Source organism: Marinobacter sp. (genome assembly GCF_033722735.1).
In the GTDB taxonomy this organism is placed as follows: domain Bacteria; phylum Pseudomonadota; class Gammaproteobacteria; order Pseudomonadales; family Oleiphilaceae; genus Marinobacter.
The window spans coordinates 50,852-77,749 of record NZ_JAWVYN010000012.1; the positions used below are offsets into that span (position 1 = coordinate 50,852).

Genomic DNA, 26,898 nt, shown 5'->3' on the forward strand with positions numbered 1-26,898 from the left:
GTGGCCGGACGGGCTCAGCGATGACGGGACATACTGGGCAGCCCATCGCCGGCCACGGTCAGCCGGCGCCAGCCGCGACTGGTAACGGCAATGGCGACACAGGGGGTGGTCAGCACCTGGGCCACCATGGCGCCAGCGGGAGGTTCCTGAAGCACCATCTCCAGCCTTAGCTCATCCCCACTCAGGCGGGCGAAATCCAGCGACACGCCGTAGCCCGCGGTGGTTTTCTGGCCCAACGCGACAATGACCAGGTGCTCCCGGGAAAAGTCGAGCCCAGACAGTGAGGAGGGTGACAGGGCCTGCCCCGGCAACTCCGTCAACCGCCGGAGATCGTCCGCCTTGCTCAGGTAGAGCATCCCCGGGGCCGACAACCCGCAATGGGCCGAGGCCGTTACCTGTCGGGCCAGCGAAGCGGTCACGGGCTGGGGCTCAGACTGGTTGGCGCAGGCACTGGCCAACGCCATCACCGACACCACAAGCGCGATCGTCAACACACGCCCCATTCCCATTACTGGCCTCCCTGGTATTGGCGAACCGGCTCACTGGCCTCAACCCGGGCTCTGACCGGGTACCCGGTAAAACCATAGCGGGGCCGGTTCAGGACAGTCAGGGTGGGACGCCGGAAGCTGGTGTTCATGGTCACCCCGGTGACCGGTTCGGCGCCGATGGTAATCGGCTCCAGCAGGCCCACCACCGGGTACTCCGCGCAGGCCTCTCCGTTCTCGCAGATGAAGCCATTGTTGTCCATGTCGGTCCCCGCCACCAGGAAGTACTGGCCGGTGTCCAGTTCGTCAAAGGCAAACCGGTAGCGGCCGTCACTGGCCTCCACGGTGACCTGGTCAACCAAGCTGCGTTCCTGGTCGGTATTCAGCAGCAGCACGTAATGACGTCCGGCATCACGCTGGTCCGCTTCGTCCTGGCGTAACACCGTGATCGGAACGTTCAACCGCTGTCCGGAACTGCTGCCCTCATAAGTGATCCGAAGATCGGCGGCATAGTTGGTGTTTGGGTCCAGCAGGCTGGTGTCCACCGACACCTGAACCTCTGCCGGTGACGGCTGGCCCACCACCAGTTCTGGCGAGAGGCTGAGCCAGGGAGGCAGGTCCTGCACCGCCTGGATCTCAACGGTCTCGCCGTCCGGATAGACCTGAAAGCGCAGCGGCTGCTGGATAACCGCGGCGGTGAACTGCAGCGCTGACGGCGAAGCGGCAAGGACCGTGGGGATGTTACCGTTCAAGGCGGCATCCACCGCCTTGATGGCATTGATCAGCCCCGCGCCGTACTCGCTCTCGCTGCCCAGGTCGTCGGTGATGCTGCCACTGTTGAGCAAGGCAAAAAACTGGTTCGGGGTCACGTCCTCGCCCATCGAGTTGGCCGACCCCTTCATCAGCGCATAGACACCGGCCACATGGGGCGATGCCATGGAGGTCCCTTGCAGCCCCGCATAGCGGGGTTCCGGCGGTGACACGGAATCGTCGCCCCAGGTACTGATGACCAGGTCGGCATTGCCATCCAGGTTACCATCCCGGCTGGCGTCGCCCCCCGGCGCCACCAGATCCACCGATGGGCCGATGTTGGAATAGGACGCCCGCTGCTTGCCCGCATCCACCGCGCCGACACCGACCACGTTGGCAAATGCCGCCGGGTAGGTCGGGGTATCCGTCCCACTGTTGCCGGCTGCCGCAACCAGCAACTTGCCGTTGGCATAGGCCTGATCAATGGCGGCCTTGAGGGTGTCGGAATTGGGCAATCCCCCCAGGCTCAGGTTGATCACATCGATGTCGCTGCGGGTAGACGCCCAGTTGAGGGCCGCAATCAGATCGCCGGAGCTGCCAACGCCATCCTTGCCCAATACCCGTACGGGATACAAGGTGGCTTGCGGTGCCACGCCAAGGATGCCGGTGGTATTGTCCACTCCGGCGGCAATGCCGGCCACATGGGTGCCGTGGAAACTGCTGTTCTGGGCCCGTCCGTCTCCGGGATCCGCGGGGTTGGTGTCCCGCTGCCCGTCATCCTCCTGGTCGATGTCGAGACTGCCGGACACATAATCGAGAATCTCACCGGTGAAGGGCACCACGTTGGCGTCGATATCCGGATGCCAGTTGCCATAACTGGTCGGCGCCATGCTGAACAGCCCCGTATCCATCACCGCAATCCCGATGCCGTCGCCGGCATCCGGTGCCGCCTGCCAGGCCACCGGCAAACTGATCAGCGGGTAATGCCACTGCAGCCGGTACAGGTCATCATTGTCCGGGGTCACCGCCTGGGCCCGCAGCAGGTAGTTGGGCTCGGCTGTGACCCCCGGCTGCCGGTTCAGGGTTTCCACCCACTCGAGGGTTTGCCGCCGCAGTGTGGCGGCATCCGCGGCCGCCCCCTGTTGCAACGCGACCGGTTGACTGCGGGTGAGTCGCCACATGCCCTGCCCCAGATCCCGGGCCTGTGCCGCCGACAACCTTGCTGTCACCTCCAGCGCACGGGCACTGCCGCCCTGAGCAGGCTCGTCCTGCAGCATAACCACGGCTTCGTTGGGAACCAGTTCCGGCTCCTGGAAGCTTACATTGGACGACACCCCGGAACCCTCGGCGGCAATGGTCAGCACATAGCGAAAAGGCCCGCCACCGGTGGCACGCACCTGGATGACATGGCTGGTCGGATCGCTATCGGCGAGGGTGTCCACGACATGGGTAAACGGTGGTGAGCCATCGCAATCAACGCCGCAGATCTCGCTGCCCCCCACCTCGGTAATGGTCATGTCGACACCGGCGGGCGCGGAGCTCGACAGGAAGGTTTGCAGCACGACCCGATCGCCCTGGCGGAGACGCACCACGTAAGTGTCCTTGGTATCGGCCACAAACGTGAATTCCTGGTCGCCGGAGCTGCCGTAACTGCCACTGGAGGCGCTCAGATACCCGGCCACGGTGCCGGTTTCCGGGACCGCCTGGGCCGTGGCGGCATCGTCGTTGGACACGGCGACGCCAATGCGGCTATCGTCGGCGGTATCGGAATCGACCCGGCTGCGACTCTCGATCGTGATCACCCCACTGAGGGCATCGATATCCGAGGAGCCCCCGCCTCCACCACAGCCGCTCAGTCCCATGACCAACGCAATAACTGGCGATATCTTTACACAATGCCAGACCACCATACTGTCGCCTTTTACCAAAATCCTGTCTCAACACGTCCCGGGCACCGGTTTCGTTCCACCAAAACCGGCCACGCCAGATACCGGCCGTGCGTTTGTGGGTATACGGGCCATACCTGAAAGTCGATCAAAAAAAACCGCCTGAAGGCTTGTGCCTGCAGGCGGTTCGATTCCAGCTGCCTCTGTTACAAAGCGTAGAACAGCATGGGGACAAAGGCTACCAGCAACAGGGTGGTGGCCATCACGGTCAGCGGCAGCAGCAGCCGCTCGTAGCGATGCCAGAACGACCCGGTCCGTTCTGCCGCCAATACCTCGGTTTCCCCCACCACCTGGCGCGTCAACAGGTGGTTCAGGGCCACTGGCGGACTCAGGTAACCCAGCTCAAACGCGACCAGACAGACGATCCAGAAGTGCAGTGGATCGATCCCCAGATTGATCGCAGCCTGGGCGATGGTCGCGGACACCAGGATGACGGCACCAAACGGATCCATCACCATGCCGATGAAGGTCAGCATGAACACTACCACCAGCATGACCAGCCAGGGGTTGTCCAGGTGCTCCGGGAAGACCGCATGGACGATCTCGGAGCGCTCGAGGATACCACCCAGACAGATCGAGAAGCCGATCAGTGCCAACAGGGCCCCGATATGCACGGCCGAGTCGCTGGCGGCCGAGGCACTGCGGGACCAGAAGGCGGCCAGTCGCGACTGGCCCTCGTCCCGGTTGTCCTTACCGGCATCCAGGTAGACCAGCACCAGCATGACCAGGGGCAGGATCAACGGCGCGGTGTACTCGTTGAAGCTCAGATCCAGCAGCAGCCAGATGGTAAAGATCACCAGGCCGCCCACCAGTACGTAGGGGAACAACGGACGGAGCTGGGCGACGGCCTCACGGAAGGCACCGGGCGCCGGCTTCGGTTTCCACTCGCCTTCGGTCTTGCACACGATGAAGGAGAACAACGTGGCGGACATCAGGAACACCCACAAACCCCAGCCGTACATTTCGGAGGTGGTCACTTCCTTGTTCAGGGCCGCCACAACCACAATCAGCAGACAGGGATTCAACACCACACCCAGACTGCCGGACATGGCGGTGGTTGCCAGCGCCAGCTGGCGGCCGGCCCCGGCCCGGCGCAGCTCATCGTAAACCACACCCCCCACCGCGAGGATAAAGATACCGGAGGCACCGGTAAACGCGGTCGGGAAGGCAGTCGCAAAGATCATGACCGCGGCCAGCATGGGTGCCGGCAGGTTGAACGGCTTGATCACATTCACCAACAGTTCCGGGACACGAGTCTGTTTGAGCGCCATACCCACCAGCACATACAGCCCGATGTTGATGAACATGGACGACAGGTTGCTCATCATGCCGAAGTAGATGGCCAGGCCCGACTTGTAGCCATCGACAAAGAAGAAGTAGCTCATGGCGATCAGGCCCATCGCGCAGTAGAGCGGAATCACCAGCCCGGAAGAAGCACTCAGCCCACCGGCCTTGACCCGCTCCGGCACCCACATCAGCCGGATCGCGTTAATCACCATGAACAGGCCGAAGACCAGGGTCCAGGCGTTTTGCAGGGTGGCCGTGCTCTCCGAGCCCGGCGTCGAGGCAAGCAATCCCGAATAGGACTGCAGCGACAGCACCATCAGCCCATTCACCAACAGCTGGGTGCCCTGGCTAAGCCGCCATTCCGCCCGGTTGCGAGGTAGACGCAGCGCGATATGGTCGGCATCCAGTGCCGAGATGGCGGCCGCCATGGCGAACATCGCAATGAACAGGTACTTGGTCAGCTCAATGTTATCGAGAAGGAAATGGGCCAGTCCCTGTTCCACCGTCTTGAAAGCGGCGAGGGCCGGCGTGGCGTGTTTCTGGTTCTCTTCGTAGAGCTGATACTTCTGCTGACACACCTCCAGGTTTCGCTGCAGCGATTCCCGCAGGGCCTCCGGGTTGGGGGGCGAGCTGAACAGGTCGTCAGGATCGGGCTGGTACGCATCCAGCCTGCGCTGTACTTCCCGGTCGATGTCCATTTCGAGTTGACAATCCGGCTCGACCGCATCCGGGTTGAGCAGATAGTAGTTCGGCCAGGTCTGCTCACCAATCCAGAGTAGCCGAGAGTGGAAAGTGTTCCCCATTCCTAGGAGCAGGGTAAACAACAGGAGCAGCAGCAAGATGCCCCCGTGCAGGCGATGCACGGGGTAAATTGTTGTCGCCCTGGCTGAAGACAGTACGCGCGAGATCATGAAGGTTCAGCCCTATGTTTGTTATTTTTGAATCGCTGTTATTCGCGGTTACCAGCGGTGCACTCGGAAGCGCCGGGGTTGCTGGCGCAGCGAATGTTGCTGAGCAGGCTCATCATCTTCGGATGGTAAACCTTGCTGGCTCCACCAGTGCCATCGCGCAGCTGGATACGGTTCTCACGGAACATTTCCTGGTAGCCCTGGATGTCAGACTCGGAGATGCGGATCCACTTCTCCTCGGGAATCGCGTCTTCCAGACGGTTCACCAGGTCCATCGCCTGACCATACATGCCCCAGGCCACTTCACGGGATTTCTGGGCGGTCTCATCGTCCAGCACGTCGTCCTTGGCGATGATCTGGACGGTCAGCTGGGCCAGCGGGTAGTCGACAATGCCGCCGGTGTCACCAATGCCCTTGTACAGCTCCAGCGCCTCATAGGCAAAGGCCGGCGCGTAGGCAGTATCCACCGAGCCGTTGTTGAACTTACCGGCGAAGTTGGTGATGTCGGACGGCACCACGGTCGCCTTGACGTAGTTCACCATGTGAATGGCGTCTTTCTGGTAATCCAGGGTTGCCATACGCTTGCCAGCCAGCTCACCGGCGGTATCGATGGAACGGTCGTTCACGAACAGGTAGCCGGCACCGGCCGGTACGATACCCAGTACTTCGTAGCCGTTCTCCTTCATCAGAGGCGCGGCCTTGGGCTGGGCCAGGGTGGCCAGCAGGGTGCGCAGGTCATCGTAGGTCGGGATGGCGCCCACGGCACTGATGCTGCCGGTGAAGCGGTTGAACGGACGGGTACGCAGGTCGGTCGCGGCTACCGCATCACATTGTCCAGAGTTGAAGTCGCCGACGGCTACGCCCTCGTCGGTGTACGGGCGCAGCTCGAAGTCAACGCCGTGGCTTTTCATCTCCAGGGCATAGTCCTTCACCATGTTGAAGACGTCACCGTTCGCACCAATGACATCGAACACGCACATCTTGATGGGTTCAGCGGCGGCAATCGGTGCGGCCAGGGACAGGGTCATAGCAGCAAGGGATTTACGTAACATGTGAGACCTCCGGGTCATTTTTATGTTTGTACAGATTGAGGAAGGATCGAGTCGCCCGCTTACAGCAGGCTATCCAGATCCATGACTTCCGTTTCTTCACCGGGACGCTCCTCGCTGAGCTGCCCGAAGAACCGTTGCGGAGTGCGGTAGCCATAGTTCGCCGTCCAATGCTTGTCGGACACGTACATCATGACATCGCCGGCAATGGTATCGATGAGTCGGTACTCTTCCCGAACTTCAAATCGGTCTTCTGATTCCACGTAACGTGACAGTACGTCTTCCAACACGTCAGGACGACCAAAGGTTTCCGCGGCAATCGCCTCCAGCGCCATGGAAATCCGCATACCTTTCTCGACGCCGATGCGGGCACTGTCCTCGAAGACCCGCCAGGGATCCGGAGCCAGCGCCGGCTGGGTATCGGGGATCAGCAGCCAGACCAGGGCCCGGATGGCGTTGGGCAACCCTGCCCATTTCTCGTTGTCGAGGCACTGAGCGGCCCGCTCCGCCTGGGGGGCGATGTTCCGGGGCACACCAGCCATGGCGCCGGAGTTGGCATCGTTGACGATGCCCTGCATGCCGGTCAGCAGGCCGACCATGAAGGTCAGCTCATCCTGATCCTCGAACAGGAAGGGGCACTCGACATTTTCCTGGCTGGGGTCATAGTCGTAGGCGCGCATCGCCCGCTGGAAGGCCTGGTAACGACGCTTGGCCACCTCGGCATTCAGCCGTTTCATGCTCTCCCGAGCATCCTTGGCCTCGGCCACGTTGCCCTGGTAATCCGCTCGCAGGTACCGCAGCTCCTCTTCCCAGGCCAACAGCTCGGTGCAGTTGCCGGCCAGCAACATCAGCAGTGAACCGGTAGTATCCGGTGAGGACGTTACCCGGGAGAAGGAATACACCAAGGGATCCAGCGATTCACCCAGGCTGCAGGCCATCTTGGGATCGTCCATCTGCAACACGTAGGGGGTGGCTTCGCCTTCGGCATAGTTAGTCAGAACAATGCCCGTGGTGGAATAGATAGGGTTGGCAGAACAGCCCGCCAGCACTAGCAGAGAGGCTACTACCAGCAGCTTGGCATGGATTCCGCGCAGGATTGCTTTTGGAGTCGCTAAGGAGGAAGTCATAGATCGCCCTGTTTACGTTGTTTTTATTGACTCAAGAGGCCAGCGCAATTGACCCACCCGCATTTCCAGCCGAAGCAATCGGACCAGCCAACGGCACGCCACTCAAGTCGTGTCTCTCAATTACGAAGAATGCGACGAACGTCGCACAACGATAATGGCTTTATCGCCAAAAAAATATGCCGATCAGGCCAATGGCCCATTTGCAATAGTTGGAAAATTCTTCGCATCCCGTTTTATTTCAGGATGTTACTGTAAATAGCAGAAATGGCACGAACGTGCCAGACAAGAATGGAAAATCAGGAAATTCCGGCCAACTTTTTAACCCGTCAGCCCGAGGCTCCGCATCACCTGATCGGTCAACTCCGACATCCCCATCTCCCCGCCGGGGCGGTACCAGGTCACGGTCCAGCTTAAGGCACCGGTGAGGAGGCGACGAACAACAAATGGCTCGGCGGCAACGTCGCCAGTCTCGTACAGGCGGCTGAGCACATCCAGCCACAGCTGCTCGTAGATATCCCGCAGCGCCAGGACTTCCTCCTGCGCTTCCGGGGACAGGCTGCGCCACTCGAACACCAGCACCGACATGGCCTCACTGGTCTGGCCGTTGATCGATTCCAGCTCGGCGTAAATCAGTGCCCGCAACTTCGCCCGGTCGCCGTCCGCTTGATCGACGGCTGCCTGCATCAGCGCCGTGTTGAGCCGAATGGTTTCCACCATTACCGCCTTGAGGATGGCCTCCTTGGTGCGGAAATGGTGAAACAGACTGCCGGACTGAATGCCAACTGCCGCCGCGAGATCCCGCACGGTGGTCCGTTCGTAGCCCTTGTCCCGGAACAGGCGCGCCGCCTCTTTCAGCAATCGACCGCGAGCGCTGTCCGGGGCGGAAACCAGATTATCGGCAATGAGGGCATGGAGGATGTCGTCTTGGTTCACAGGCAGATCCGGCTGATTGTCAGGAAAGACCCATTCTATCGTGTTGCGCCCTATTTACAAACCAAGCGCTTGCTTGGTATCGTCATTTGACACTCGCAACATGGCAGCCATGCCATCCACGACGTCACTGTCATCCGCACAATAAGGTCAACTCATGGCAGAGCTCGACACCCAATCCCAGTCAATCCGGATCGGCTGTTCCGCCGCTTTCTGGGGCGATACCGAAACCGCCGCCCGGCAGTTGGTCCAGCGCGGTGACCTCGATTACCTGGTCTCCGACTACCTGGCCGAAATCACCATGTCCATTATGGCCGGACAGAAAATGAAGGATCCCAAGGCCGGCTATGCGCGGGACTTCGTCCAGAGCGTGATGGGCCCGCTGCTTCAGGAACTGAAAACCAAAGGCATCCGGGTGCTCAGCAACGCCGGTGGGGTCAACCCGGTGGCCTGCCGGGATGCCCTGCAGGCGCTGTGTGACCAAGCCGGCGTGGACCTGAAGATTGCCCTGGTACTGGGGGACGACTTGATGCCCCAGAAAAAAGCTCTGGTACAAGCCGGTGTTACCGAACTGACCACCGGGGCGCCGATGCCGCCGGTCATGGTGAGCCTGAATGCCTACCTGGGCGCACCGGGCCTGGTGGCCGCGCTGGAGCAAGGCGCGGACATCGTGATTACCGGTCGCGTTGCCGACAGCGCCCTGGTGCTCGCCCCCCTGGTCCACGAGTTCGGCTGGGCCTGGGACGACTACGATCGCCTGGCCCAGGGCAGCCTGGCCGGGCACCTGCTGGAATGCGGCGCTCAGGCCACCGGCGGCAACTTCACCGACTGGCAGGACGTGGCGGACGGCTTTGAGGACATGGGGTTCCCCATCGCCGAAGTCAGTGCCACGGGCGACTTCATCGTCACCAAACCGGAAGGGACGGGCGGCCAGGTCACCCGCGGCACCGTCGCCGAGCAACTGGTCTACGAAATCGGCGATCCCCGCGCCTACCTGCTCCCGGATGTAAGCTGCGATTTCACCCGGGTCGTCCTTGAGGAACTGGGCGATGACCGGGTTCGGGTTACCGGAGCCAAGGGCCGACCACCGACCGACAGCTACAAGGTATCGGGCACCTGGCCCGATGGTTTCAAATGCACCGTCACCTTCCTGCTGGCCGGCATCGATGCCAAGGCCAAAGCCCAGCGGGTGGCCGACGCGATCCTGGCCAAGACCGGCCGGATGTTTGAAGAGCGCGGTTTCCCCCCCTACAGCGAGACCAGCATCGAACTGCTCGGCACCGAAGCCACCTACGGCCCCCATGGCCGAGCCGACCAGTGCCGGGAAGTGGTGGTCAAGATCAGCGTGGCACACCCTAAAAAAGAGGCCCTGGTACTGTTCTCACGGGAAATTGCCCAGGCCGCCACCGGGATGGCCCCGGGTCTGACCGGCATTGTTGGCGGCCGCCCCACAGTATGGCCGAAGATCCGCCTGTATTCCTGCCTGGTGCCCAAAGACCGGGTGACCGTCACCATCGACCTCGGGGGCGAAGTCACGCCGGTGCTTGTGGACACCCAGGGCGGCTTCAAACCGGATACTCTGCTGACCAACAAGGTGCCTGCCCCCGACCAGGACTCCGACACCGAGGTTCCCCTCATCGAGCTCGCCTGGGCCCGCAGTGGCGACAAGGGCGACCACAGCAACATCGGCGTCATCGCCCGGCAGCCGGAATACCTGCCATACATCGCCGCGGCCCTCAGCGAGCAACGGGTCGCCGACTGGATGGCCCACACCCTGAATCCGGACCACGGCCGGGTCACTCGCTGGGCACTGCCCGGGCTGCACGCCCTGAATTTCCTGCTGGAGCACAGCCTGGGAGGCGGCGGTGTCGCCAGCCTGCGCATCGACCCCCAAGGCAAGGCCTTTGCCCAGCAGTTACTGGAAATCCCGGTCCCGATCGCCTCCTCCGTCTTGAACAAAGGAACTCCATCATGAGCTATCAATCCGTACTTCGCCCCGGCCTGTTCGAGGGCCAAACCTTCATTGTGACCGGTGGCGGCTCCGGCATCGGCCGCTGCACCGCCCACGAACTGGCCTCCCTGGGTGCCCGGGTGGCGCTGGTAGGACGCAAGGCAGAAAAGGTGGACGCGGTGAAGGCCGAGATCACCGAAGACGGCGGCAGCGCCACCGCCCACGTCTGCGACATCCGTGAAGAGGAGTCGGTGAAAGCCACGGTGGCGGCCATCGTCGAGGAACATGGCGGCCTGCACGGGGTGGTGAACAACGCCGGCGGCCAGTTCCCCTCGCCGTTGACCGGCATCAACCAGAAAGGCTGGGAAACCGTGGTCCGCACCAACCTCACTGGCGGTTTCCTGATGGCCCGGGAGGCCTATACCCAGGTGCTGGCCAAGTCCGGCGGCGCCATCGTCAACATCGTGGCCGACATGTGGGGCGGCATGCCCGGTATGGGGCACTCCGGTGCCGCCCGGGCGGGCATGGTGAACTTCACCCAGACCGCCGCCTACGAGTGGGGGCACTCCGGGGTAAGGGTTAACGCCGTGGCCCCCGGCTGGATCGCCTCCAGCGGGATGGACAACTACCCCCCCGCCATGCGGGAGTGGATCCGCAACCTGGCCAGCTTCGTGCCGCTGAAACGCATGGGCACCGAGGCGGAAATCAGCGCAGCCATCTGCTTCCTGCTCAGCCCCGGTGCCGCCTTTATCAATGGCGACTGCCTGCGGATCGATGGCGGTGCCTCCCAGGGGTCGCCGATCTGGCCGCTTCCGGAGGCCAAAAACAATGATCCGTTCAACGGATTCCATCGCAGCACAACGCCCAAAGTGCTCAGCGAGGACTGAGGAGACCTGCCATGGAAGTATTGGAAAGCACCCTCTCGGCCCATTCCGACGAGTTCCGGGCCAACGCCGAGGCCATGGAGGCCCATATCCAGACCTGGCGCGAGGTGGAGCAGAAGGTCCTGGACCTGGCGGAAGCCGCCCGGGACAAGTTCACCAAGCGCGGCAAACTGCTGCCGCGGGACCGACTCAACCGCCTGCTGGACCGGGGCACCCCGTTCCTGGAGCTGTGCTCCCTGGTCGGTTACAAGATGCACGACGACAAAGACGGCAGCATGGCCGGGGGCGGCATCATCGCCGGCATTGGCGTGGTCAGCGGGGTACGCTGCCTGGTGGTGGCCAGCAACAGCGCGATCAAGGGCGGCACCATCACCCCGGCCGGTCTCGACAAGACCCTGCGGCTACAGCAGATCGCCATGGAGAACAAGCTGCCGGTGGTGTCCCTGTCCGAGAGCGGCGGCGCCAATCTCAACTACGCCACCGATATCTTCGTACTCGGCGCCCGGGGCTTCGCCAACCAGGCCCGCCTGTCCGCCGCCGGCATCCCCCAGGTGACCGTGGTGCACGGCAACGCCACCGCCGGGGGCGCCTACCAGCCCGGCCTGTCGGATTACGTTGTGACTGTACGCAACAAGGCCAAGATGTTTCTCGCAGGCCCGCCGCTGCTGAAGGCGGCCACCGGCGAAGTGGCCACCGATGAGGAACTGGGCGGCGCCGAGATGCACGCCCAGGTGGCCGGCACCGCCGAATACCTGGCAGAGGACGACGCCGACGGCATCCGCTATGCCCGCAACATCCTCTCCGCCCTGCCCTGGAACGAGCAGTTGCCGCCCCAGCGGGAACTTGACTGGGAGGAGCCGAAGTACTCACCGGAGGAGCTGATCGGGGTGGTCCCGGCGGACGCCAAGAAGCCCTACGACGTACGGGAGGTTATTGCTCGCATTGCCGACGGCTCCCGCTTCATGGACTTCAAGAACGAGTACGACGACCAGACCGTGTGCGGCACCATCCGCATCGAGGGGCACTCGGTGGGGGTGATCGGCAACAACGGTCCCATCACCCCACAGGGGGCCGTCAAGGCGGCGCAATTCATCCAACTCTGCGACCAGGCCGGTACCCCCCTGCTGTTCCTGCACAACACCACCGGTTTCTTGGTGGGTACCCATGCCGAGCAGCACGGCATCATCAAACACGGCTCCAAGATGATCCAGGCCGTCGCCAACTGCCGGGTACCCAAACTGGCCGTTGTAGTCGGTGGCTCCTACGGTGCCGGCAACTACGCCATGTGCGGTCGTGGCCTGGACCCGCGCTTTATTTTCGCCTGGCCCAACAGCCGCACCGCCGTCATGGGCCCGGCCCAGGCGGGCAAGGTGATGCGCATTGTGGCGGAGGAGAAACAGCGCCGCAGCGGTGTCGAACCGGATGAGAAGACCCTGGCGTTCCTCGAGCAGGCCACCGCCAAGAAACTGGAGGACGGCTCCACCGCCCTGTTCGGTACCGCCCGGCTGTGGGACGACGGCCTGATCGATCCCCGGGACACCCGCCGGGTCCTGGCCCTGGCGTTGTCCGTCTGTCGCGAGGCCGAAGCCCGACCGCTGCGCCCCAACACCTTCGGCGTCGGCCGGCTTTAAGCCCACAAGAACAAGCATCCATTACCCAGTTACGGAGAGACCCATGAAATTCACCGCAGAACACAAGGCCCTCAGAAAGACCGTCCGCGATTTCGTCGAGAAGGAGCTCAACCCCTACATCGACGAATGGGAAGCCGCCGGCGAGTACCCCATCCACGACGTCTTCAAGAAACTCGGCAACCTCGGTCTGCTGGGCATCCACAAACCGGAAGAGTATGGCGGCATGGGGCTGGACTACAGCTACAACCTGGTGGCCGCAGAGGAATTCGGCCGCGCCAAGTGTGGCGGCGTGCCCCTGTCCATCGGGGTACAGACCGATATGTGTACCCCGGCCCTGGCCCGCTTCGGCTCCGACGAACTGAAACGGGACTACCTGGTCCCGGCCATCGCGGGCGACATGGTGGGCTGCATCGGCGTTAGCGAGGTGGGCGCCGGCTCTGATGTTGCCGGCCTGAAGACCACCGCCAAGAAAGACGGGGATGATTACATCATCAACGGCTCCAAGATGTGGATCACCAACTCGCCCAAGGCGGATTTCATCTGCCTGCTGGCCAACACCTCCGACGATTCCGCCCACAAGAACAAGTCGCTGATCGTGGTGCCGATGAACAGCCCGGGCATCAGCTTCAGCAATCACCTGGACAAGCTGGGCATGCGCTCCTCGGAGACCGCCCAGGTGTTCTTCGACGACGTTAGGGTGCCCCAGCGCAACCGCATCGGCGCCGAGGGCACCGGCTTCATGATGCAGATGATGCAGTTCCAGGAAGAGCGCATGTGGGCGTCCGCCAACATGATCCTGGCGCTGGAGAACTGCGTCGAGCAGACCATCGCCTACTGCCGCGAGCGTCAGACCTTCGGCCAGCCGCTGATCGACAACCAGGTCATCCATTTCCGGATGGCCGAGCTGCAAACGGAAATCGAAGCCTTGCGGGCGCTTACCTACGAGGCCTGCGACCTGCACATCCAGGGCAAGGACGCCACCCGCCTGGCGTCCATGGCCAAGCTGAAAGCCGGCCGCCTGGGCCGTGAGGTGACCGACAGCTGCCTTCAGTACTGGGGCGGCATGGGCTACATGTGGGACAACCCGCTGTCCCGGGCTTACCGGGACGTACGGCTGGCGTCCATCGGCGGCGGTGCCGACGAGATCATGCTGGGCATCATCTGCAAGATGATGGGCACCCTTCCCGGCAAGAAAAAGTAAGCACCAGGCAGGGAGACAGCCATGACCGATCTACCCCATTGCGACACCTTAACCCTGGAGCGCCAGGGTCACGCCCTGCGGATCACCCTCAACCGGCCCCAGGTCCGCAACGCCATGAGCCTGCAGATGGTGGCCGAACTGGCGACCGTGTTCAGCCAGATCGAAACCGATGACAGCATCCGCGCCGTGGTCCTGCGCGGCAGCGAGGGCCACTTCTGCGCCGGCGGCGACATCAAGGACATGGCCGGCGCCCGCGGTCAACCCGCGGCCGAGGGCGAACAGGACCCGTTCTACCGCCTCAACCGCGCCTTTGGCCACATGATCCAGCAGGTCAACGAATCGTCCAAGGTGGTCATTGCGGTGCTGGACGGCGCGGTGATGGGGGGCGGATTCGGCCTGGCCTGCGTCTCCGATGTCGCCCTTGCCGGACCCACGGTGACCTTCGGCCTGCCGGAAACCAGCCTTGGGGTCATTCCCGCCCAGATCGCGCCCTTCGTGGTGGAACGCATCGGCCTGACCCAGACCCGCCGGCTGGCCCTGCTGGGGTTACGGATCGACGGCGAGGAGGCCGCGCGACTGGGATTGATCCATCAGCTCTGCGCCGAGGACACGGCTCTCGAGGCCGCTGTCGCCGAGGCCCTGGATCGCATCCGCCATTGCGCTCCGCAAGCCACGGCCGCGACCAAACAGTTGCTGCACCGCGTCGGCAAGGAGCCCATGCACAGCCTGCTGGACGATGCGGCAGAACAGTTCGCCGCGGCGATTCGCGGCCAGGAAGGTGCCGAGGGCACCCTGGCCTTTATGCAGAAGCGCCCACCGGCCTGGGCGGAATCCGGACCGGTACAGGAAGACTGAGGAAGCGTCATGTTGAAGAAACTGTTAGTCGCCAACCGGGGCGAAATCGCCGTCCGGGTCATCCGTACCGCCCGCGCCCTGGGCTACCGCACCGTGGCCGTATACTCTGAGGCTGACGCCCACGCCCTGCACGTGCAGGAAGCCGACGAGGCGGTGCTGATCGGCCCGCCGCAGGTGTCGGCGTCCTACCTCAAGGCCGAGGCCATCCTCGACGCCGCCCGCAAGACCGGCGCCGACTGCGTGCATCCCGGCTATGGCTTCCTGTCGGAGAATGCCGGCTTCGCCAACGCCTGCGCCAATGCCGGCCTGGTGTTCGTCGGCCCGCCGGCCGCCGCCATCGAGTTGATGGGCAGCAAGCGGCGCTCCAAGATCGCCATGCAGGAGGCCGGCGTGCCAGTGGTGCCCGGTTTCGAGGGGGACAACGCCAGCGATGACGAGCTGATGGCCGCCGCCCGGGACATCGGCTACCCGCTGATGATCAAGGCCTCCGCCGGCGGCGGTGGCCGCGGCATGCGGCTGGTCCATGGCGAAGTCGACTTGGCGGACAACATCGCCAGGGCCCGCTCCGAGGCCAAACAGGCCTTTGGCGACGACGAGCTGATCCTGGAAAAGGCGGTGATCGAGCCCCGCCACATCGAGATCCAGGTCTTCGCGGACAACCACGGCAACGCCGTCTACCTGGGGGAGCGGGACTGCTCCATCCAGCGCCGGCACCAGAAAGTGGTGGAAGAGGCCCCCTCCCCGTTCGTCACCCCGGAACTGCGCCAGGCCATGGGCGAGGCCGCGGTCAAGGCGGCCCTGGCCTGCAACTATCGGGGCGCGGGGACGGTGGAGTTCCTGGTGGACCAGCAGCGCAACTTCTACTTTCTGGAAATGAATACCCGGCTGCAGGTCGAACACCCGGTGACCGAACTGGTCACCGGCCAGGACCTGGTGGCCTGGCAACTCGCGGTGGCAGAGGGAGAGCCGCTGCCGCTGGACCAGGACCAGATCCGGCTCGACGGGCACGCCATTGAAGTCCGCCTCTACGCCGAGGACCCGGCCCACCAGTTCACCCCTCAGACCGGTCGACTGGACCGGTTTGAGCCGGCTTCGGGGGATGGCATCCGGGTGGACAGCGGCATCCGTAGCGGCGATACCGTCACCCCCCACTACGACCCCATGCTGGCCAAAGTGATTGCCTGGGGCCAGACCCGCAACGAGGCCCGGCGACGGCTGATACGGGCCCTGGAAGATACCCAGGTCAACGGCGTGGTGACCAACCGCTATTTCCTGAGCCGGGTTATTGACCACGAGGTCTTCGGAGCCGGTGAAGCCACCACCGCCTTCCTGGACCAACACTTTGCCGGCGATCCCTCGCTGTCGGAGGCAACCGTTTCGCCACGGCAATTGGCGATGGCCGCCGCCGTGCTCAACCACGACCATGGCCACACCCGGGGCTGGAGCAACGCGCTGGCGACGGTGGTCCCGCTGCGCCTGGAAAGCGGCCAGGGCACCCACGAATTGCTGGTCCAGCGTCACGGCAACGACCTTCAGGTGCGTATTGGCGATGAACAAATCGGGCTGGCAGACCTCCAGGTTGACGATGGCCAGCTATGCTATATCGACAACGGGGTTCGTCACCGTTGCCAATATCAGCATTGCGGCGATCACCTATATTTGCAGCTGTCTGGACAGTCGGTGCGGTTGACCGACCGGACCCACCAGCCCCCGCAAGTGGACAGTCTGGCCGGCTCCGGCAAGGTCCTGGCCACCATGGACGGCGCCATCATCGACGTACTGGTCGAGGAAGGGCAGCCGGTCCGCCAGGGGGATGTGCTGGTGATTCTGGAAGCCATGAAGATGGAACACCCGGTCAAGGCCGATCGGGATGGCCGGATTCGTAGCGTCCATACCGCACAGGGCGATCAGGTCCGAAGGCAGCAGTTGTTGGTGGAAGTCGAACCCACCATCGAAGCACAAGCCGCCAAGGAGACAGATCAATGAGCCGACTTTCCGATCGAACCGTGTTTATCACCGGAGGCAGCCGCGGTATTGGCCGCGCCATCGCCCTGGCCTGTGCCCGGGAAGGCGCCCGGGTGGTGATCGCCGCCAAGTCCGACACCCCGCACCCCAAGCTGCCGGGCACCATTCATACGGTGGCCGATGAAATCCGGCAACTGGGTGGCGAGGTTCTGCCGCTGGTGCTGGATGTGCGGGACGAAAACATGGTCAAGGCCCGCATCGATGAAGCCGCCAACCATTTTGGTGGCCTCGACATGCTGGTCAACAACGCCGGCGCCATTCGCCTGCAGGGGGTCGAGAAGCTCAAGGTGAGCCGTTACGACCTGATGCACCAGGTGAATGCCCGGGCGGTGTTTGCCTGCAGTCAGGCCGCACTGCCCTGGCTCAAGGACTCGCCCCAGGCCCACATTCTGAGCCTGTCGCCGCCGTTGAACCTGAATCCGAAGTGGTTTGCCCAGTACGGGGCCTATACCACCACAAAATACGCCATGACCATGCTCACCATCGGCATGGCCGAAGAGTTTCGACGCTACGGCGTCAGCGTCAACGCCCTGTGGCCGAAGACGCTGATCGCCACCGCCGCCATCGAATTCGAGGTGGGCGGCAAGGCAATGATGGAGCAAGGACGCAAGCCGGACATCATGGCCGATGCCGCGGTCAGCATCCTCGGCCGCAGCGACCAATCCCTGACCGGGCAGGCGCTGATCGACGAGGACGTGTTGAGGCAGGATGGGGCGAGTGACTTCGATCGCTACCGCTACGCCGAGACCGACAAGCCGCTGCTGCCGGACCTGTTTCTCGACTGAGCCCCGGGGCATTGCGTATCCGCGGGGCCGGCAAACAACATTACTGATCCATTGCACCAACCCGAACGGATAACCGCATGACCGACAACACCGTCACCGCACGCGATCTGGTCCGCAGTCTGCCTGGCATACTGCGGCGCATTCCCTCCATCGCCAAGGGGTTCTACTACTACTCGGTAAAGGACGATCAGAAAGAGCTGACCCTTGGCACCCTGATCGAGCATAACGCCGAGAAGTACGGCGACCGCAATGCCATCCTCTATGAAGACCGCAGCATCAACTGGCAGGACTTCAACGCCTGGGCCAACCGCTACGCCCATTTCTTCCGCGCCCAGGGTCTGCAGAAAGGCGATGCGATTGCCATCTTCCTGGAGAACCGGCCGGAGCTGCTGGCGGTGGTGGCCGGTGCCGCCAAGATCGGCGTCGCCTGCGCCATGCTCAACACCTCCCAGAAGGGCAAGGTACTGGAGCACAGCATCAATCTGATCCAGCCCAAGCTGGTGGTGGTGGGCGAGGAACTCACCGAGTCCTTCGACGGCATCAGGGACAGGCTGGAGCTCCAGCACGAACGTCCCTTCCTGTTCCTCGCCGACGCCAACACCCTCAACGTGTTTGGCGAAGCGCCCCAGGGCTATGCCAACCTGGCGGAACTGGTGAGCGCCTACAAGGGCGTCAACCCGGTGGTCAACACCCCGCCCACCCTGGGCGACACCGCCATCTACCTGTTCACCTCCGGCACCACCGGCCTGCCCAAGGCGGCGCCGGGCTCCCACCGCAAGTTCATCAAGGCCTACGGCGGCTTTGGCCTGATGTCCCTGAGCATGGAACCCGAGGACGTGCTGTACTGCACCCTGCCGCTGTACCATGGCACCGCCCTGCTGGTGTGCTGGGGGTCGGTCATTGCCGGCGGCTCCGCCATCGCCCTGCGCCGCAAGTTCTCCGCCAGTGCCTTCTGGGACGACGTGCGCCGCTACCACGCCACCACCTTCGGCTACGTGGGCGAGCTGTGCCGCTACCTGCTGAACCAGCCGGCCAGCGACCAGGACCGCAACCACAGCCTCACCAAGATGATTGGCAACGGCCTGAGGCCATCGATCTGGACGCCCTTCAAGGACCGTTTCGGCATCGAGACCGTGGCAGAGCTGTACGCCTCCAGCGAAGGCAACATCGGCTTCAGCAACTTCTTCAACATGGACAACACTGTGGGCTTCTCCACCGCCCCCTACAAGCTGGTGAAGTTCCATGAGGGTACCCGGGACCCGATCCGCAACGCCAAGGGTTTCATGGAGGAAGTGAAGCCGGGTGAGCCGGGCCTGCTGCTCGGCGAAATCACCAAGAAGTGGTCCTTCGAGGGCTACACCCAGAAGGAAGCCACCGAGAAGTCCATCCTTCGGGACGCCTTCAAGAAGGGCGACCAGTGGTTCAACACCGGCGACGTGCTGCGGGAAATCGGTTTCCGCCACCTGCAGTTCGTGGACCGCATGGGGGACACCTTCCGCTGGAAGGGTGAGAACGTCTCCACCACCGAGGTGGAGAACATCATCGACGGCTCCGGCCTGGTGGAGGAAGCCATCGGTTACGGTGTCGAGATCCCCAACACCAACGGCAAGGCCGGCATGGTGACCCTGGTGCCCCAGCAGGGCAAGGCGGATTTCGACATCCAGGCGCTGTTCAACTATCTCAGCGAGAACCTGCCGCCCTATGCCATCCCGGTATTCATCCGGGTGACCGACGGCATCGAGAAGACCGGCACCTTCAAGTACCGCAAGGTGGATATCCAGAAGCTGGCCTATTCCACCGAGAAGGCCGAGGACGATGTCTACGTCAGGTTGCCGAAGACTCAGGAATACACCCTGGTGACGCCAGAGTTGGAGAAGGAGATCAACGAAGGCAAGGTGCGGTTCTGATCACCCGCCAGATTCATTCAGCGGGGGCGTGAAGGATCACGCCCTTCTGCTCTTTCCCCGCAGTGTCCTCCCTATCCTAACGGCCGGTTGAACAATGACGCGCATCCGCGTCATGCAAATTGAGTATTCAACTAACCCGGCGGTTGCCCGATAATCCCCTGACAACAGAACACCCCAACCCATGGAAAGATCACTGAATCAGGGATGTAGCACCTATGACGACACTGATTATTGGCGCGAACGGTAAGATTGGACGTCTGCTGGTTGAGAAATGCGTTGCCAACGGCATGGCCGTCAGGGCGATGGTCCGTCACAGCGGGCAGGCCCAGCAGTTTGAGGAGATGGGCGCCGAGGCCGTAATGGGCAATCTGGAAGGCTCGATGGATGAGGCCTTTCGGGGCTGCGAGCGGGTGGTATTCAGCGCCGGCTCCGGCCCTTCGACCAGTCCCCACAAGACACTGCTGGTGGACCTGTGGGGCTCGATTCGGGCCATCGAGCACGCCGAACGGCAAGGGATACGCCAGTTCGTCATGGTGAGCTCGCTCAAGGCGGACGATCCCCTCCGCGGCCCCGAGAAGATCCGTCACTACCTGGTGGCTCGCAATTGCGCCGACGACCGGCTGATGCGATCCAGCCTCGACTACACCCTGCTGAGACCGGGGCGACTGCTGGACGAGCCCGCCCAGGGCGCCTTCGACAACCAGGTGGACTGGGCCGACGACACCAATCGCACCTCGGTCATCAGCCGGGAAGACGTTGCGGATGCCATCGTCGAGCTGCTGCGCCACCCCCTTCCCTCCAGCAGAGTGATTGACATGGTTTCGGGCCAGCAACCCCTGCCGGAATTCCTGAAGCAATATGCAAGAAGTGTGGGCAATCCAGAGAGACCGCTAAGACAATGAGCCTGATCGAACACATTGCAGATCGCTCCGCCTGGACACCACGGGACCTTGAGAAGGATGACAGCTGGAAGGTCTCCCTGACCGACAGACACTGTAACAGCAATATCCGGATGCAGGTTTTGGTGAGGTCTATCGGCCTCATGCGTTGACTGAAAGCACCCTGGCAGCCCGTAACATGGGCGGGGCTAACGGTACCGTGCCGCGGTGATGAATTCACCGAAGGACTCGCACCAAACCACCGCCGTGGTGTAGCGGGACGGGTCCACATCCGGCGGTAAGGACACCTGGAAATTGTCGAAGGTATTGACGTCGCCGACACGAACCATCCGCGCCTTCAATTGCTCAAACGCTTCTTCACTTTCCACAAACTCCGGCGACAGATAGAGCTTATAATCCGGGCCTGGGGCCAGTTCGCCCTTGAAGGAAATACTCTGCTCGCCAACGAACAGCGTGCCCTCCCCCCAATGCAACGCATCGCTCCCCTCGAGGTCTCGGCGAAACTGCCCGGAGAACCGTGCACCGTCGTCCGCGGCCGCGACTTCAGCGGCAGAGGGCGCGGGTGGTGCAGTGAGAATTGGCAACACGTAGATGCCAGCGATAAACCCAACAAGCCCAACAATGCCGTGGGATGCGAGTAGTGCGAGCACAGCAAGCTTCTTCATGAATCGGATCTCCGATGGGCACAACAGTAGTGACTGTTATCGACCCCCCTCACACGCATTGAATCACCCTATTGGGGGCACAAAGGTTAAAGATCACTGTGCCACCCACTGGCGACATCGGCCTCAATTACTGAACGCGTCTGGGTATTCCAAATATTAAAGCCGGATTTGGCGGTGGCCGCCAATGAACCCGGCTTGCTGTCGCAGAATCCGGCCAGCCGCAAGGCCGGTATTGCACGCCGGCCTAACTCTGCCCGCAGTTACCAGCGTGCTCCAGCCGTCACAGTGCTCAGTAGTGCCAAGTCAGGCTGGCCTGTAGGTTCCGCGGGGCGCCGTGGAACGCCTGATACCACTGCGGGCTGTTGAGGTATTTCTCGTCGGTCAGGTTCTCCACATTCACCGCCACATTCAGGTGGGTGGAGAGGTCGTAGCTGGCAAACAGGTCCACCAGGTAATAACTGTCCTGAACTTCCGTGCTGCCGGCAAAGGTTTCATTTTGCCACTTCACCCCACCGCCGACTCGCAGGGCCGGCACTGGCGGTAGCTGGTAGGCCGCGGCCAGCTTCAGCAGCTTGGTCGGGATATGGGTCCGGGTGTCGTTGCCGTCTTCATCTTCGATATCCAGGTAGGTGTACCCGGCGCTCATGTTCAGGCCGGTGAGCACTTCGCCAGAGACCTCAATTTCAAAGCCCTCGCTCTCGATTTCCGTTCCCCGGTACAGGTTCAGTTGCGTATCCGGGTCGCGGCCCACGAACTGGCCGAAGTTCTCCTGCCGGGACCGGAACAGGGCCAGGGTCACCACGGCCCGGCCGTCGTTGAGTTCCTGCTTGAGCCCCACCTCGGTACTCTCGCCCTCAACCGGCCCCAGGGGATCCAGGTTTTCATCCACCCAGGTCTGGGCCTTGAACACCTCGCTGTAACTGGAGTAGACAATCAGGCTGTCGAGGATGTTGTAGGTGGCCCCGATGTAGGGCACGGTTTCGGTTTCAGACACCTCCTGCGAAGAGCCATAACTTACCCCATCCTGATCAATCTCCACGGTTCGGGCACCCAGCAGGATGGACAGATCGTCGGTCGGGTTGAGCCGGGACGACACATAGTAGGAGTTCTGGGTCTGATCGATGTCGGTCGAAGACGTAGCCGGATCGTCGATATCGAAGGCGGGACGCGGCGTATTGCCCTCAGCCCAGTCGCCGCCGACCGGATCGTCGTAACCGGACCAGGCGCTGGCATAGACAGATCGTCCCGTCAGCTCGATGTCGGCCAGGTTTACGCCGGCAACCAGTTCGTGCTCCCGGCCGCCCAATGAGAAGACGCCGCTGAAAAAGGCGTCAACAATGTGTTGCTTGTCTTCCGCCCTATACTGGCTGGCGGAGCCGACGAGCCCTTGCTCGGTGACGGGATCGGGGACACCGGACAGGTAGAAGGTTTCCGAATCTTGGTCAATGTCGTTGTAGGTGTAGATCGCCTTGAACGTCCAATCGCCACCCAGCTGCTGGGCCAGCTCGACAAACGTCTGGTTCCGCTCGACGTCCCAGAACGCCCAGTCCGGCGCCGTATTGGTTGAAACCGGGTAATCGGTCAGCGAGCCGTCGGAATAGAACAGCGGTAAACCACCGGAGGAAGCGGCATCGGCATCGCTGTTATTGTAGCTGTGCCCCAGGGTCACCAGGGTGGTGTCGGTGATATCCGCCTCGATCACACCGTAAATCACCGCCTTCTCTTCCGAGTAGCGATCGAGATAGGAGTCACCTTCCTCCCCAGCGACAACCAGCCGCCCCCTGATGCGGTCGTTGATCGCGCCCGAGAGATCCCCCTCGATGCGGCGGGTATCCCACTCACCGACCGTGACCGCCGCCGACGCCTGCACATAGTCGGTGGGACGCTTGCGAATGAAGTTGATGGTTGCCGAAGGGTTGGCCAGTCCGGTCACCAACCCGGACGCACCCTTGACTACTTCCACCTGCTCGAAGATCGCCGTGTCTTCCTGACCCTGGTTCAGGCCGAAGGCAAACGGAACCCCGACGCCATCGTACTGGAAGTTAACAATGTCGAAGCCCCGGGCCGTGTAATAGGTGCGGTCGGTTTCGACCTTCTCCACAGTCACACCCGGCATGTAATCCAGCACATCATTGACCTCACGTAAGGAAAAGTCTTCGATCTGGTCCCGGGAGATCACCGATACGGATTGCGGTGTTTCGAACACCGGCAGGTTCAGTTTGGTGGCCGTGGCCGTAGTATCGGGTTCGCCGTAAACAAAGATGGCATCCAGCGTGCCAACGCCCTGCTGCGGTTTGTCCGCCCGTCCCCCCCGGTCAGAGGTTACGGCGGCGCCGTTTTGTTGGGGATCCGTTTCGGAATCGGCTGCGGCGTGGGCATAACCATTACAGAAGGAGGCCGTGGTGAGCAGCGCGGCCCCGAGAGGCAATGTCTTCATCATTTTCTCCGTAAAATGCGTGAAGCTTGTCCAAGGGGTTGTACAAGCCAAAAAACGTGCCTATGCTAAGCTCACTACGCCTTTAATGCAAATCATTCTCATAATCATTTATTCCAGTGACCGGAGTCATCGCGGCCCCCGCCACGGAACTCAACGATGGAATCTCAGGACCATCGACGGCATCGGTCGATGAAACAGGAACTGACTTTAACGCGGCCAAGGCAAGGTGTTGCCCCCGAACCGGGGCATCACTGGTGCCTGGCAGCGACACGGAAGTTCATAAGGAGGAAGCAATGGAACTGCTCACTCACCAGGCCCTGTCGGTTGCCGCCGGCTTGACGCTCCAGCTACTGGCCTGGCTGGCCCCACTGCGGACGCAGTCCGGCGAGAAAGAAACCCGCTGGGACCTCACCGCCATGCTGTGCGGGGTCGGCTTCGCGCACATCTACACGTTTCTGGTTGCGGTGCCGCTGTCTGGCCTCCTGGTGTCACTGGCCCCGGTTCAGCAATGGCAGGCCTGGGTTGGGACAGGCCCACTCTGGCAGACCTGGATCCTGTACCTGGTGCTTGGCGACTTTCTTGCCTACTGGGCCCACCGCTGGCTCCATGGCCGACTGTTCTGGCACAGCCACGCCTGGCATCACTCGCCGAAACACATCTGGTGGCTGTCCGGCCTGCGCGCCTCACCGCTGCACGTGGTGCTGCTGATGCTCCCCTACACGGTCAGCTACCTGGTCTTCCCATTGGACGCCACTGGCCTGGCGCTGTTCGGCGTAATCCTGTTCGGCATCGCCAACCAGCACTGGCTACACTCCAACATCCGGGTTCCCTTTCCCCGCCAACTGGAATGGCTGGTGGTGACGCCGCGCTATCACTTCGTGCATCACAGCGCCGACAAGCGATTCACCAACTCCAATTACGGTTTCATCTTCACCGTCTGGGACCGGCTCTTTGGAAGCCATACCCCGCCGGAGCGGGTTGCCCCTGACGAGCGACTCGGATTGGACTACGACAACAGCAATGTGCGTTTTTTGTTGGGATTGCCGCCCGCCACCGTGACGGACAGGGGCACTGCGCCATCGAGTGAGGGCAGAGAAAGGCCGCAAGCTAAAGAGGAAGGAGCAGCCCCGGCCCTGCCAGACTGAACAGGTTCATCCGGGGCATGAGGTGTTCGGTCAGGCGGAGACTTTCAGTACAATCTTGCCCTTGGCCCTTCGCTCGCTGAGCGCATTCAAGGCGTTGACGTAGTCCTCGAATTCGTACACTTCGCTCACCTTCGGGTCGATCTTGCCCTGCTCGTACAGCGCCAACAGCTCCATCATGTTGCTGGCGCTGGCTTCCGGCTCCATGCGGGTGAAGTTGCCCCAGAATACGCCCACCACCGAGCAGCCTTTGAGCAGAGCCAGGTTGGCGGGGATCTTGGGAATCTCGCCGGCGGCAAAGCCGATGATCAGATGCCGGCCGTTCCAGGCCATGGCACGCAGCGCCTGCTCGGTGAAGTCACCGCCCACCGGATCGTAGATCACATCGACGCCCTTGCCATGGGTCAGGTTCTTGACCCGCTCCTTTAATGGCTCCTCGGTGTAATTGATCACCTCATCGGCGCCGGCGCCCCTGGCCACCTCGAGTTTCTCGGCGCTGCTGGCCGCGGCAATGACTTTTGCCCCCATCGCCTTGCCCAGCTCGACCGTGGCCAGTCCCACACCGCCACTGGCCCCCAGCACCAGCAGGGTCTCGCCGGGCTGGATGTCGGCGCGCTGCTTCAAGGCGTAATAGGAGGTGCCGTACACCATGGTGAACGCGGCCGCCTTCTCGTCGCTCATGCTGGCGGGCACCGGCAGCAGGTTCTCCTCGGCGATGACGATTTCTTCGGCAAAGGCGCCGAACCCGGTCAGCCCAGCCACCCGGTCGCCCACTTTGAACCGAATCACCTTGTCGCCGACAGCCACCACCTCACCGGACATTTCTCCGCCGGGAGAGAAGGGCATGGTGGGTTTGAACTGGTACTTGCCTTCAATGATCAGGGTGTCGGGAAAGTTCAGGCCAGCAGCCTTGATCCGAATCTTGACTCCCCGCCCCTTGGCTTCCGGGCTCTTGACATCTTCGATCACCAGCTTTTCCGCCGGCCCGTATTCTTTGCATAGAATCGCGCGCATGGTGGTTTTCCTGTTTTGGCCTGCCTGTCCATTCAGAGGCTAACTAATCTGGAGGCTATCGGTTAACGCTAATCCCAGACCTACCATGAATCAAATAAAACGGACTGATACTCCACTATCGAAGCTGTTTATGGAGAGGAATGAAAGCCCCCCCAGAGAAGCGGGAAGCACGCTTTAATGGTGAATCCGTGACCGATTTTCGCTATGCTGCGCGCACTTCAAAACACCCCTTTATCCCGAAGATCACGCGGAACTGTACGTCCATGTTCGACATCATCTATGGCCTGGAAATGATCGGCGTCGTCGCCTTCGCCATTTCTGGCATGATTGCCGCCCGCTCCAAGAATATGGACCCGGTGGGCGTGTTTACCATCGGCTTTATCACCGCGCTGGGCGGCGGTACCCTGCGCGACCTAATGATGGACAACCACCCGTTATACTGGATCAAGCACCAGGAACAGCCCATGCTTATCCTGGCACTGGCCATTATCTTCAGCTACTGGCATCGCCTGGGTCGCCTCAGGGAATCTCGCATCGTGTTTCCCGACGCCATTGGGCTGGGGATCTTCTCGATCCTGGGCGCACAGTTGGCCCTGGATCTGGGTCACTCCTGGTTTATCGCCTCCCTGCTCGGCGTAATGACCGGCACCTTCGGCGGCGCACTGCGCGATACCCTGTGCAACGAGGTACCGTTCATCTTCCGCAAGGACCAGGTTTACGCGTCCATTTCCTTTGCCGGGTGCTGGCTCTATTTCCTCTGTCAGTGGCAGCTGGCCAGCGAAAGCGCAGCCCTGACCATTGGTCTGCTGTTCATTGTTATCGGTCGCTTGCTGGCAGTGCGCTTCGATATCCGGCTGCAACGCCCCCATCACTGACCGGCCAGGACCAACGATTTAACTCGTTTCGCAGCCGTCGTACTGGGGGCTTCCCCTACTTGGCCCAGGGAACCTCTGCCGGTACCATTGCGATTTTTTAATCCATTGGCCTGATACTGGCGCGAAACCGCCGCCAAAATCGAAT

At 62.2% G+C, this 26,898-nt stretch carries 20 protein-coding genes; 11 read left to right on the plus strand and 9 right to left on the minus strand.

The genetic code is table 11. From position 1 onward, the window contains the following. Positions 1-14 precede the first annotated feature (14 nt). From R3175_RS10570 to R3175_RS10595, 6 genes are all read right to left on the minus strand, one after another. Positions 15-494, minus strand: a complete 480-nt coding sequence (locus R3175_RS10570) for a protease complex subunit PrcB family protein (protein WP_318944238.1) — start codon at positions 492-494, stop codon at positions 15-17. Positions 495-508: 14 nt separating this feature from the next. After that, positions 509-3,097 (minus strand): S8 family peptidase, encoded by a 2,589-nt coding sequence (locus R3175_RS10575; protein WP_318944239.1) that lies wholly within the window; start codon positions 3,095-3,097, stop codon positions 509-511. Positions 3,098-3,327: 230 nt separating this feature from the next. Next, positions 3,328-5,379, minus strand: a complete 2,052-nt coding sequence (locus R3175_RS10580) for a TRAP transporter large permease subunit (RefSeq protein ID WP_318944240.1) — start codon at positions 5,377-5,379, stop codon at positions 3,328-3,330. A 38-nt stretch (positions 5,380-5,417) separates the two neighbouring features. Continuing rightward, a complete protein-coding gene (locus R3175_RS10585; RefSeq protein ID WP_318944241.1) occupies positions 5,418-6,428 on the minus strand; it encodes a putative solute-binding protein in 1,011 nt (336 codons plus the stop codon). Between the two features lie 59 nt (positions 6,429-6,487). Beyond that, positions 6,488-7,552 (minus strand): hypothetical protein, encoded by a 1,065-nt coding sequence (locus tag R3175_RS10590; RefSeq protein ID WP_318944242.1) that lies wholly within the window; start codon positions 7,550-7,552, stop codon positions 6,488-6,490. Positions 7,553-7,870: 318 nt separating this feature from the next. Continuing rightward, entirely contained in the window at positions 7,871-8,485 is a 615-nt protein-coding gene (locus R3175_RS10595) for a TetR/AcrR family transcriptional regulator (RefSeq protein WP_318944243.1), read from the minus strand. A gap of 154 nt (positions 8,486-8,639) precedes the next feature. Between R3175_RS10595 and R3175_RS10600 the strand changes: the two genes are divergently transcribed. The 9 genes from R3175_RS10600 (at position 8,640) to R3175_RS10640 (ending at position 20,623) form a co-directional block, all read left to right on the plus strand. Then, complete coding sequence (locus tag R3175_RS10600) at positions 8,640-10,457, plus strand: acyclic terpene utilization AtuA family protein (RefSeq protein ID WP_318944244.1); 1,818 nt, start codon at positions 8,640-8,642, stop codon at positions 10,455-10,457. Further along, positions 10,454-11,320, plus strand: a complete 867-nt coding sequence (locus R3175_RS10605) for an SDR family oxidoreductase (RefSeq protein ID WP_318944245.1) — start codon at positions 10,454-10,456, stop codon at positions 11,318-11,320. The genes R3175_RS10600 and R3175_RS10605 overlap by 4 nt, the downstream gene beginning before the upstream one ends. 11 nt (positions 11,321-11,331) lie before the next feature. Further along, the gene (locus tag R3175_RS10610; protein WP_318944246.1) at positions 11,332-12,948 is read left to right on the plus strand and encodes an acyl-CoA carboxylase subunit beta; all 1,617 of its coding nucleotides are present in this window, start codon (positions 11,332-11,334) and stop codon (positions 12,946-12,948) included. Positions 12,949-12,991: 43 nt separating this feature from the next. Continuing rightward, complete coding sequence (locus R3175_RS10615) at positions 12,992-14,149, plus strand: acyl-CoA dehydrogenase family protein (RefSeq protein WP_318944247.1); 1,158 nt, start codon at positions 12,992-12,994, stop codon at positions 14,147-14,149. 21 nt (positions 14,150-14,170) lie between these two features. Beyond that, on the plus strand, positions 14,171-15,004 hold the full coding sequence (locus R3175_RS10620) for an enoyl-CoA hydratase/isomerase family protein (RefSeq protein WP_318944248.1): 834 nt from the start codon (positions 14,171-14,173) through the stop codon (positions 15,002-15,004). 9 nt (positions 15,005-15,013) lie between these two features. Then, on the plus strand, positions 15,014-16,990 hold the full coding sequence (locus R3175_RS10625) for an acetyl/propionyl/methylcrotonyl-CoA carboxylase subunit alpha (RefSeq protein WP_318944249.1): 1,977 nt from the start codon (positions 15,014-15,016) through the stop codon (positions 16,988-16,990). Continuing rightward, positions 16,987-17,814, plus strand: coding sequence for an NAD(P)-dependent oxidoreductase (locus R3175_RS10630; protein ID WP_318944250.1), 828 nt, complete (start codon positions 16,987-16,989; stop codon positions 17,812-17,814). The genes R3175_RS10625 and R3175_RS10630 overlap by 4 nt, the downstream gene beginning before the upstream one ends. A 77-nt stretch (positions 17,815-17,891) precedes the next feature. Further along, positions 17,892-19,721 (plus strand): long-chain-acyl-CoA synthetase, encoded by a 1,830-nt coding sequence (locus R3175_RS10635; protein WP_318944251.1) that lies wholly within the window; start codon positions 17,892-17,894, stop codon positions 19,719-19,721. A gap of 215 nt (positions 19,722-19,936) precedes the next feature. Continuing rightward, positions 19,937-20,623, plus strand: coding sequence for an SDR family oxidoreductase (locus R3175_RS10640; protein ID WP_318944252.1), 687 nt, complete (start codon positions 19,937-19,939; stop codon positions 20,621-20,623). Positions 20,624-20,808: 185 nt separating this feature from the next. Here R3175_RS10640 and R3175_RS10645 read toward each other — a convergent pair whose 3' ends face one another. Both R3175_RS10645 and R3175_RS10650 read right to left on the minus strand, forming a co-directional pair. Then, positions 20,809-21,285, minus strand: coding sequence for a DM13 domain-containing protein (locus tag R3175_RS10645; protein ID WP_318944253.1), 477 nt, complete (start codon positions 21,283-21,285; stop codon positions 20,809-20,811). 289 nt (positions 21,286-21,574) lie between these two features. Continuing rightward, positions 21,575-23,722 (minus strand): TonB-dependent siderophore receptor, encoded by a 2,148-nt coding sequence (locus R3175_RS10650; RefSeq protein WP_318944254.1) that lies wholly within the window; start codon positions 23,720-23,722, stop codon positions 21,575-21,577. Between the two features lie 293 nt (positions 23,723-24,015). Here R3175_RS10650 and R3175_RS10655 point away from each other — a divergent pair, with 293 nt between their 5' ends. Next, on the plus strand, positions 24,016-24,867 hold the full coding sequence (locus R3175_RS10655; RefSeq protein ID WP_318944255.1) for a sterol desaturase family protein: 852 nt from the start codon (positions 24,016-24,018) through the stop codon (positions 24,865-24,867). A gap of 30 nt (positions 24,868-24,897) precedes the next feature. On the opposite strand, the gene R3175_RS10660 is transcribed toward R3175_RS10655, so the two are convergent. After that, positions 24,898-25,878, minus strand: a complete 981-nt coding sequence (locus R3175_RS10660) for an NADPH:quinone oxidoreductase family protein (RefSeq protein ID WP_318944256.1) — start codon at positions 25,876-25,878, stop codon at positions 24,898-24,900. A 140-nt stretch (positions 25,879-26,018) separates the two neighbouring features. Here R3175_RS10660 and R3175_RS10665 point away from each other — a divergent pair, with 140 nt between their 5' ends. Beyond that, the gene (locus R3175_RS10665; RefSeq protein WP_318944257.1) at positions 26,019-26,753 is read left to right on the plus strand and encodes a trimeric intracellular cation channel family protein; all 735 of its coding nucleotides are present in this window, start codon (positions 26,019-26,021) and stop codon (positions 26,751-26,753) included. Positions 26,754-26,898: the final 145 nt, after the last annotated feature.

Bases quoted from the DNA above. Each gene is read 5' to 3' on its own strand.
- R3175_RS10575 (WP_318944239.1), bottom strand. From the start codon at position 3,097: ATGGGACTGAGCGGCTGTGGTGGAGGCGGGGGCTCCTCGGATATCGAT.
- R3175_RS10580 (WP_318944240.1), bottom strand. From the start codon at position 5,379: ATGATCTCGCGCGTACTGTCTTCAGCCAGGGCGACAACAATTTACCCC.
- R3175_RS10585 (WP_318944241.1), bottom strand. From the start codon at position 6,428: ATGTTACGTAAATCCCTTGCTGCTATGACCCTGTCCCTGGCCGCACCG.
- R3175_RS10590 (WP_318944242.1), bottom strand. From the start codon at position 7,552: ATGACTTCCTCCTTAGCGACTCCAAAAGCAATCCTGCGCGGAATCCAT.
- R3175_RS10600 (WP_318944244.1), top strand. From the start codon at position 8,640: ATGGCAGAGCTCGACACCCAATCCCAGTCAATCCGGATCGGCTGTTCC.
- R3175_RS10605 (WP_318944245.1), top strand. From the start codon at position 10,454: ATGAGCTATCAATCCGTACTTCGCCCCGGCCTGTTCGAGGGCCAAACC.
- R3175_RS10610 (WP_318944246.1), top strand. From the start codon at position 11,332: ATGGAAGTATTGGAAAGCACCCTCTCGGCCCATTCCGACGAGTTCCGG.
- R3175_RS10615 (WP_318944247.1), top strand. From the start codon at position 12,992: ATGAAATTCACCGCAGAACACAAGGCCCTCAGAAAGACCGTCCGCGAT.
- R3175_RS10620 (WP_318944248.1), top strand. From the start codon at position 14,171: ATGACCGATCTACCCCATTGCGACACCTTAACCCTGGAGCGCCAGGGT.
- R3175_RS10625 (WP_318944249.1), top strand. From the start codon at position 15,014: ATGTTGAAGAAACTGTTAGTCGCCAACCGGGGCGAAATCGCCGTCCGG.
- R3175_RS10630 (WP_318944250.1), top strand. From the start codon at position 16,987: ATGAGCCGACTTTCCGATCGAACCGTGTTTATCACCGGAGGCAGCCGC.
- R3175_RS10635 (WP_318944251.1), top strand. From the start codon at position 17,892: ATGACCGACAACACCGTCACCGCACGCGATCTGGTCCGCAGTCTGCCT.
- R3175_RS10640 (WP_318944252.1), top strand. From the start codon at position 19,937: ATGACGACACTGATTATTGGCGCGAACGGTAAGATTGGACGTCTGCTG.
- R3175_RS10645 (WP_318944253.1), bottom strand. From the start codon at position 21,285: ATGAAGAAGCTTGCTGTGCTCGCACTACTCGCATCCCACGGCATTGTT.
- R3175_RS10650 (WP_318944254.1), bottom strand. From the start codon at position 23,722: ATGAAGACATTGCCTCTCGGGGCCGCGCTGCTCACCACGGCCTCCTTC.
- R3175_RS10655 (WP_318944255.1), top strand. From the start codon at position 24,016: ATGGAACTGCTCACTCACCAGGCCCTGTCGGTTGCCGCCGGCTTGACG.
- R3175_RS10660 (WP_318944256.1), bottom strand. From the start codon at position 25,878: ATGCGCGCGATTCTATGCAAAGAATACGGGCCGGCGGAAAAGCTGGTG.
- R3175_RS10665 (WP_318944257.1), top strand. From the start codon at position 26,019: ATGAAAGCCCCCCCAGAGAAGCGGGAAGCACGCTTTAATGGTGAATCC.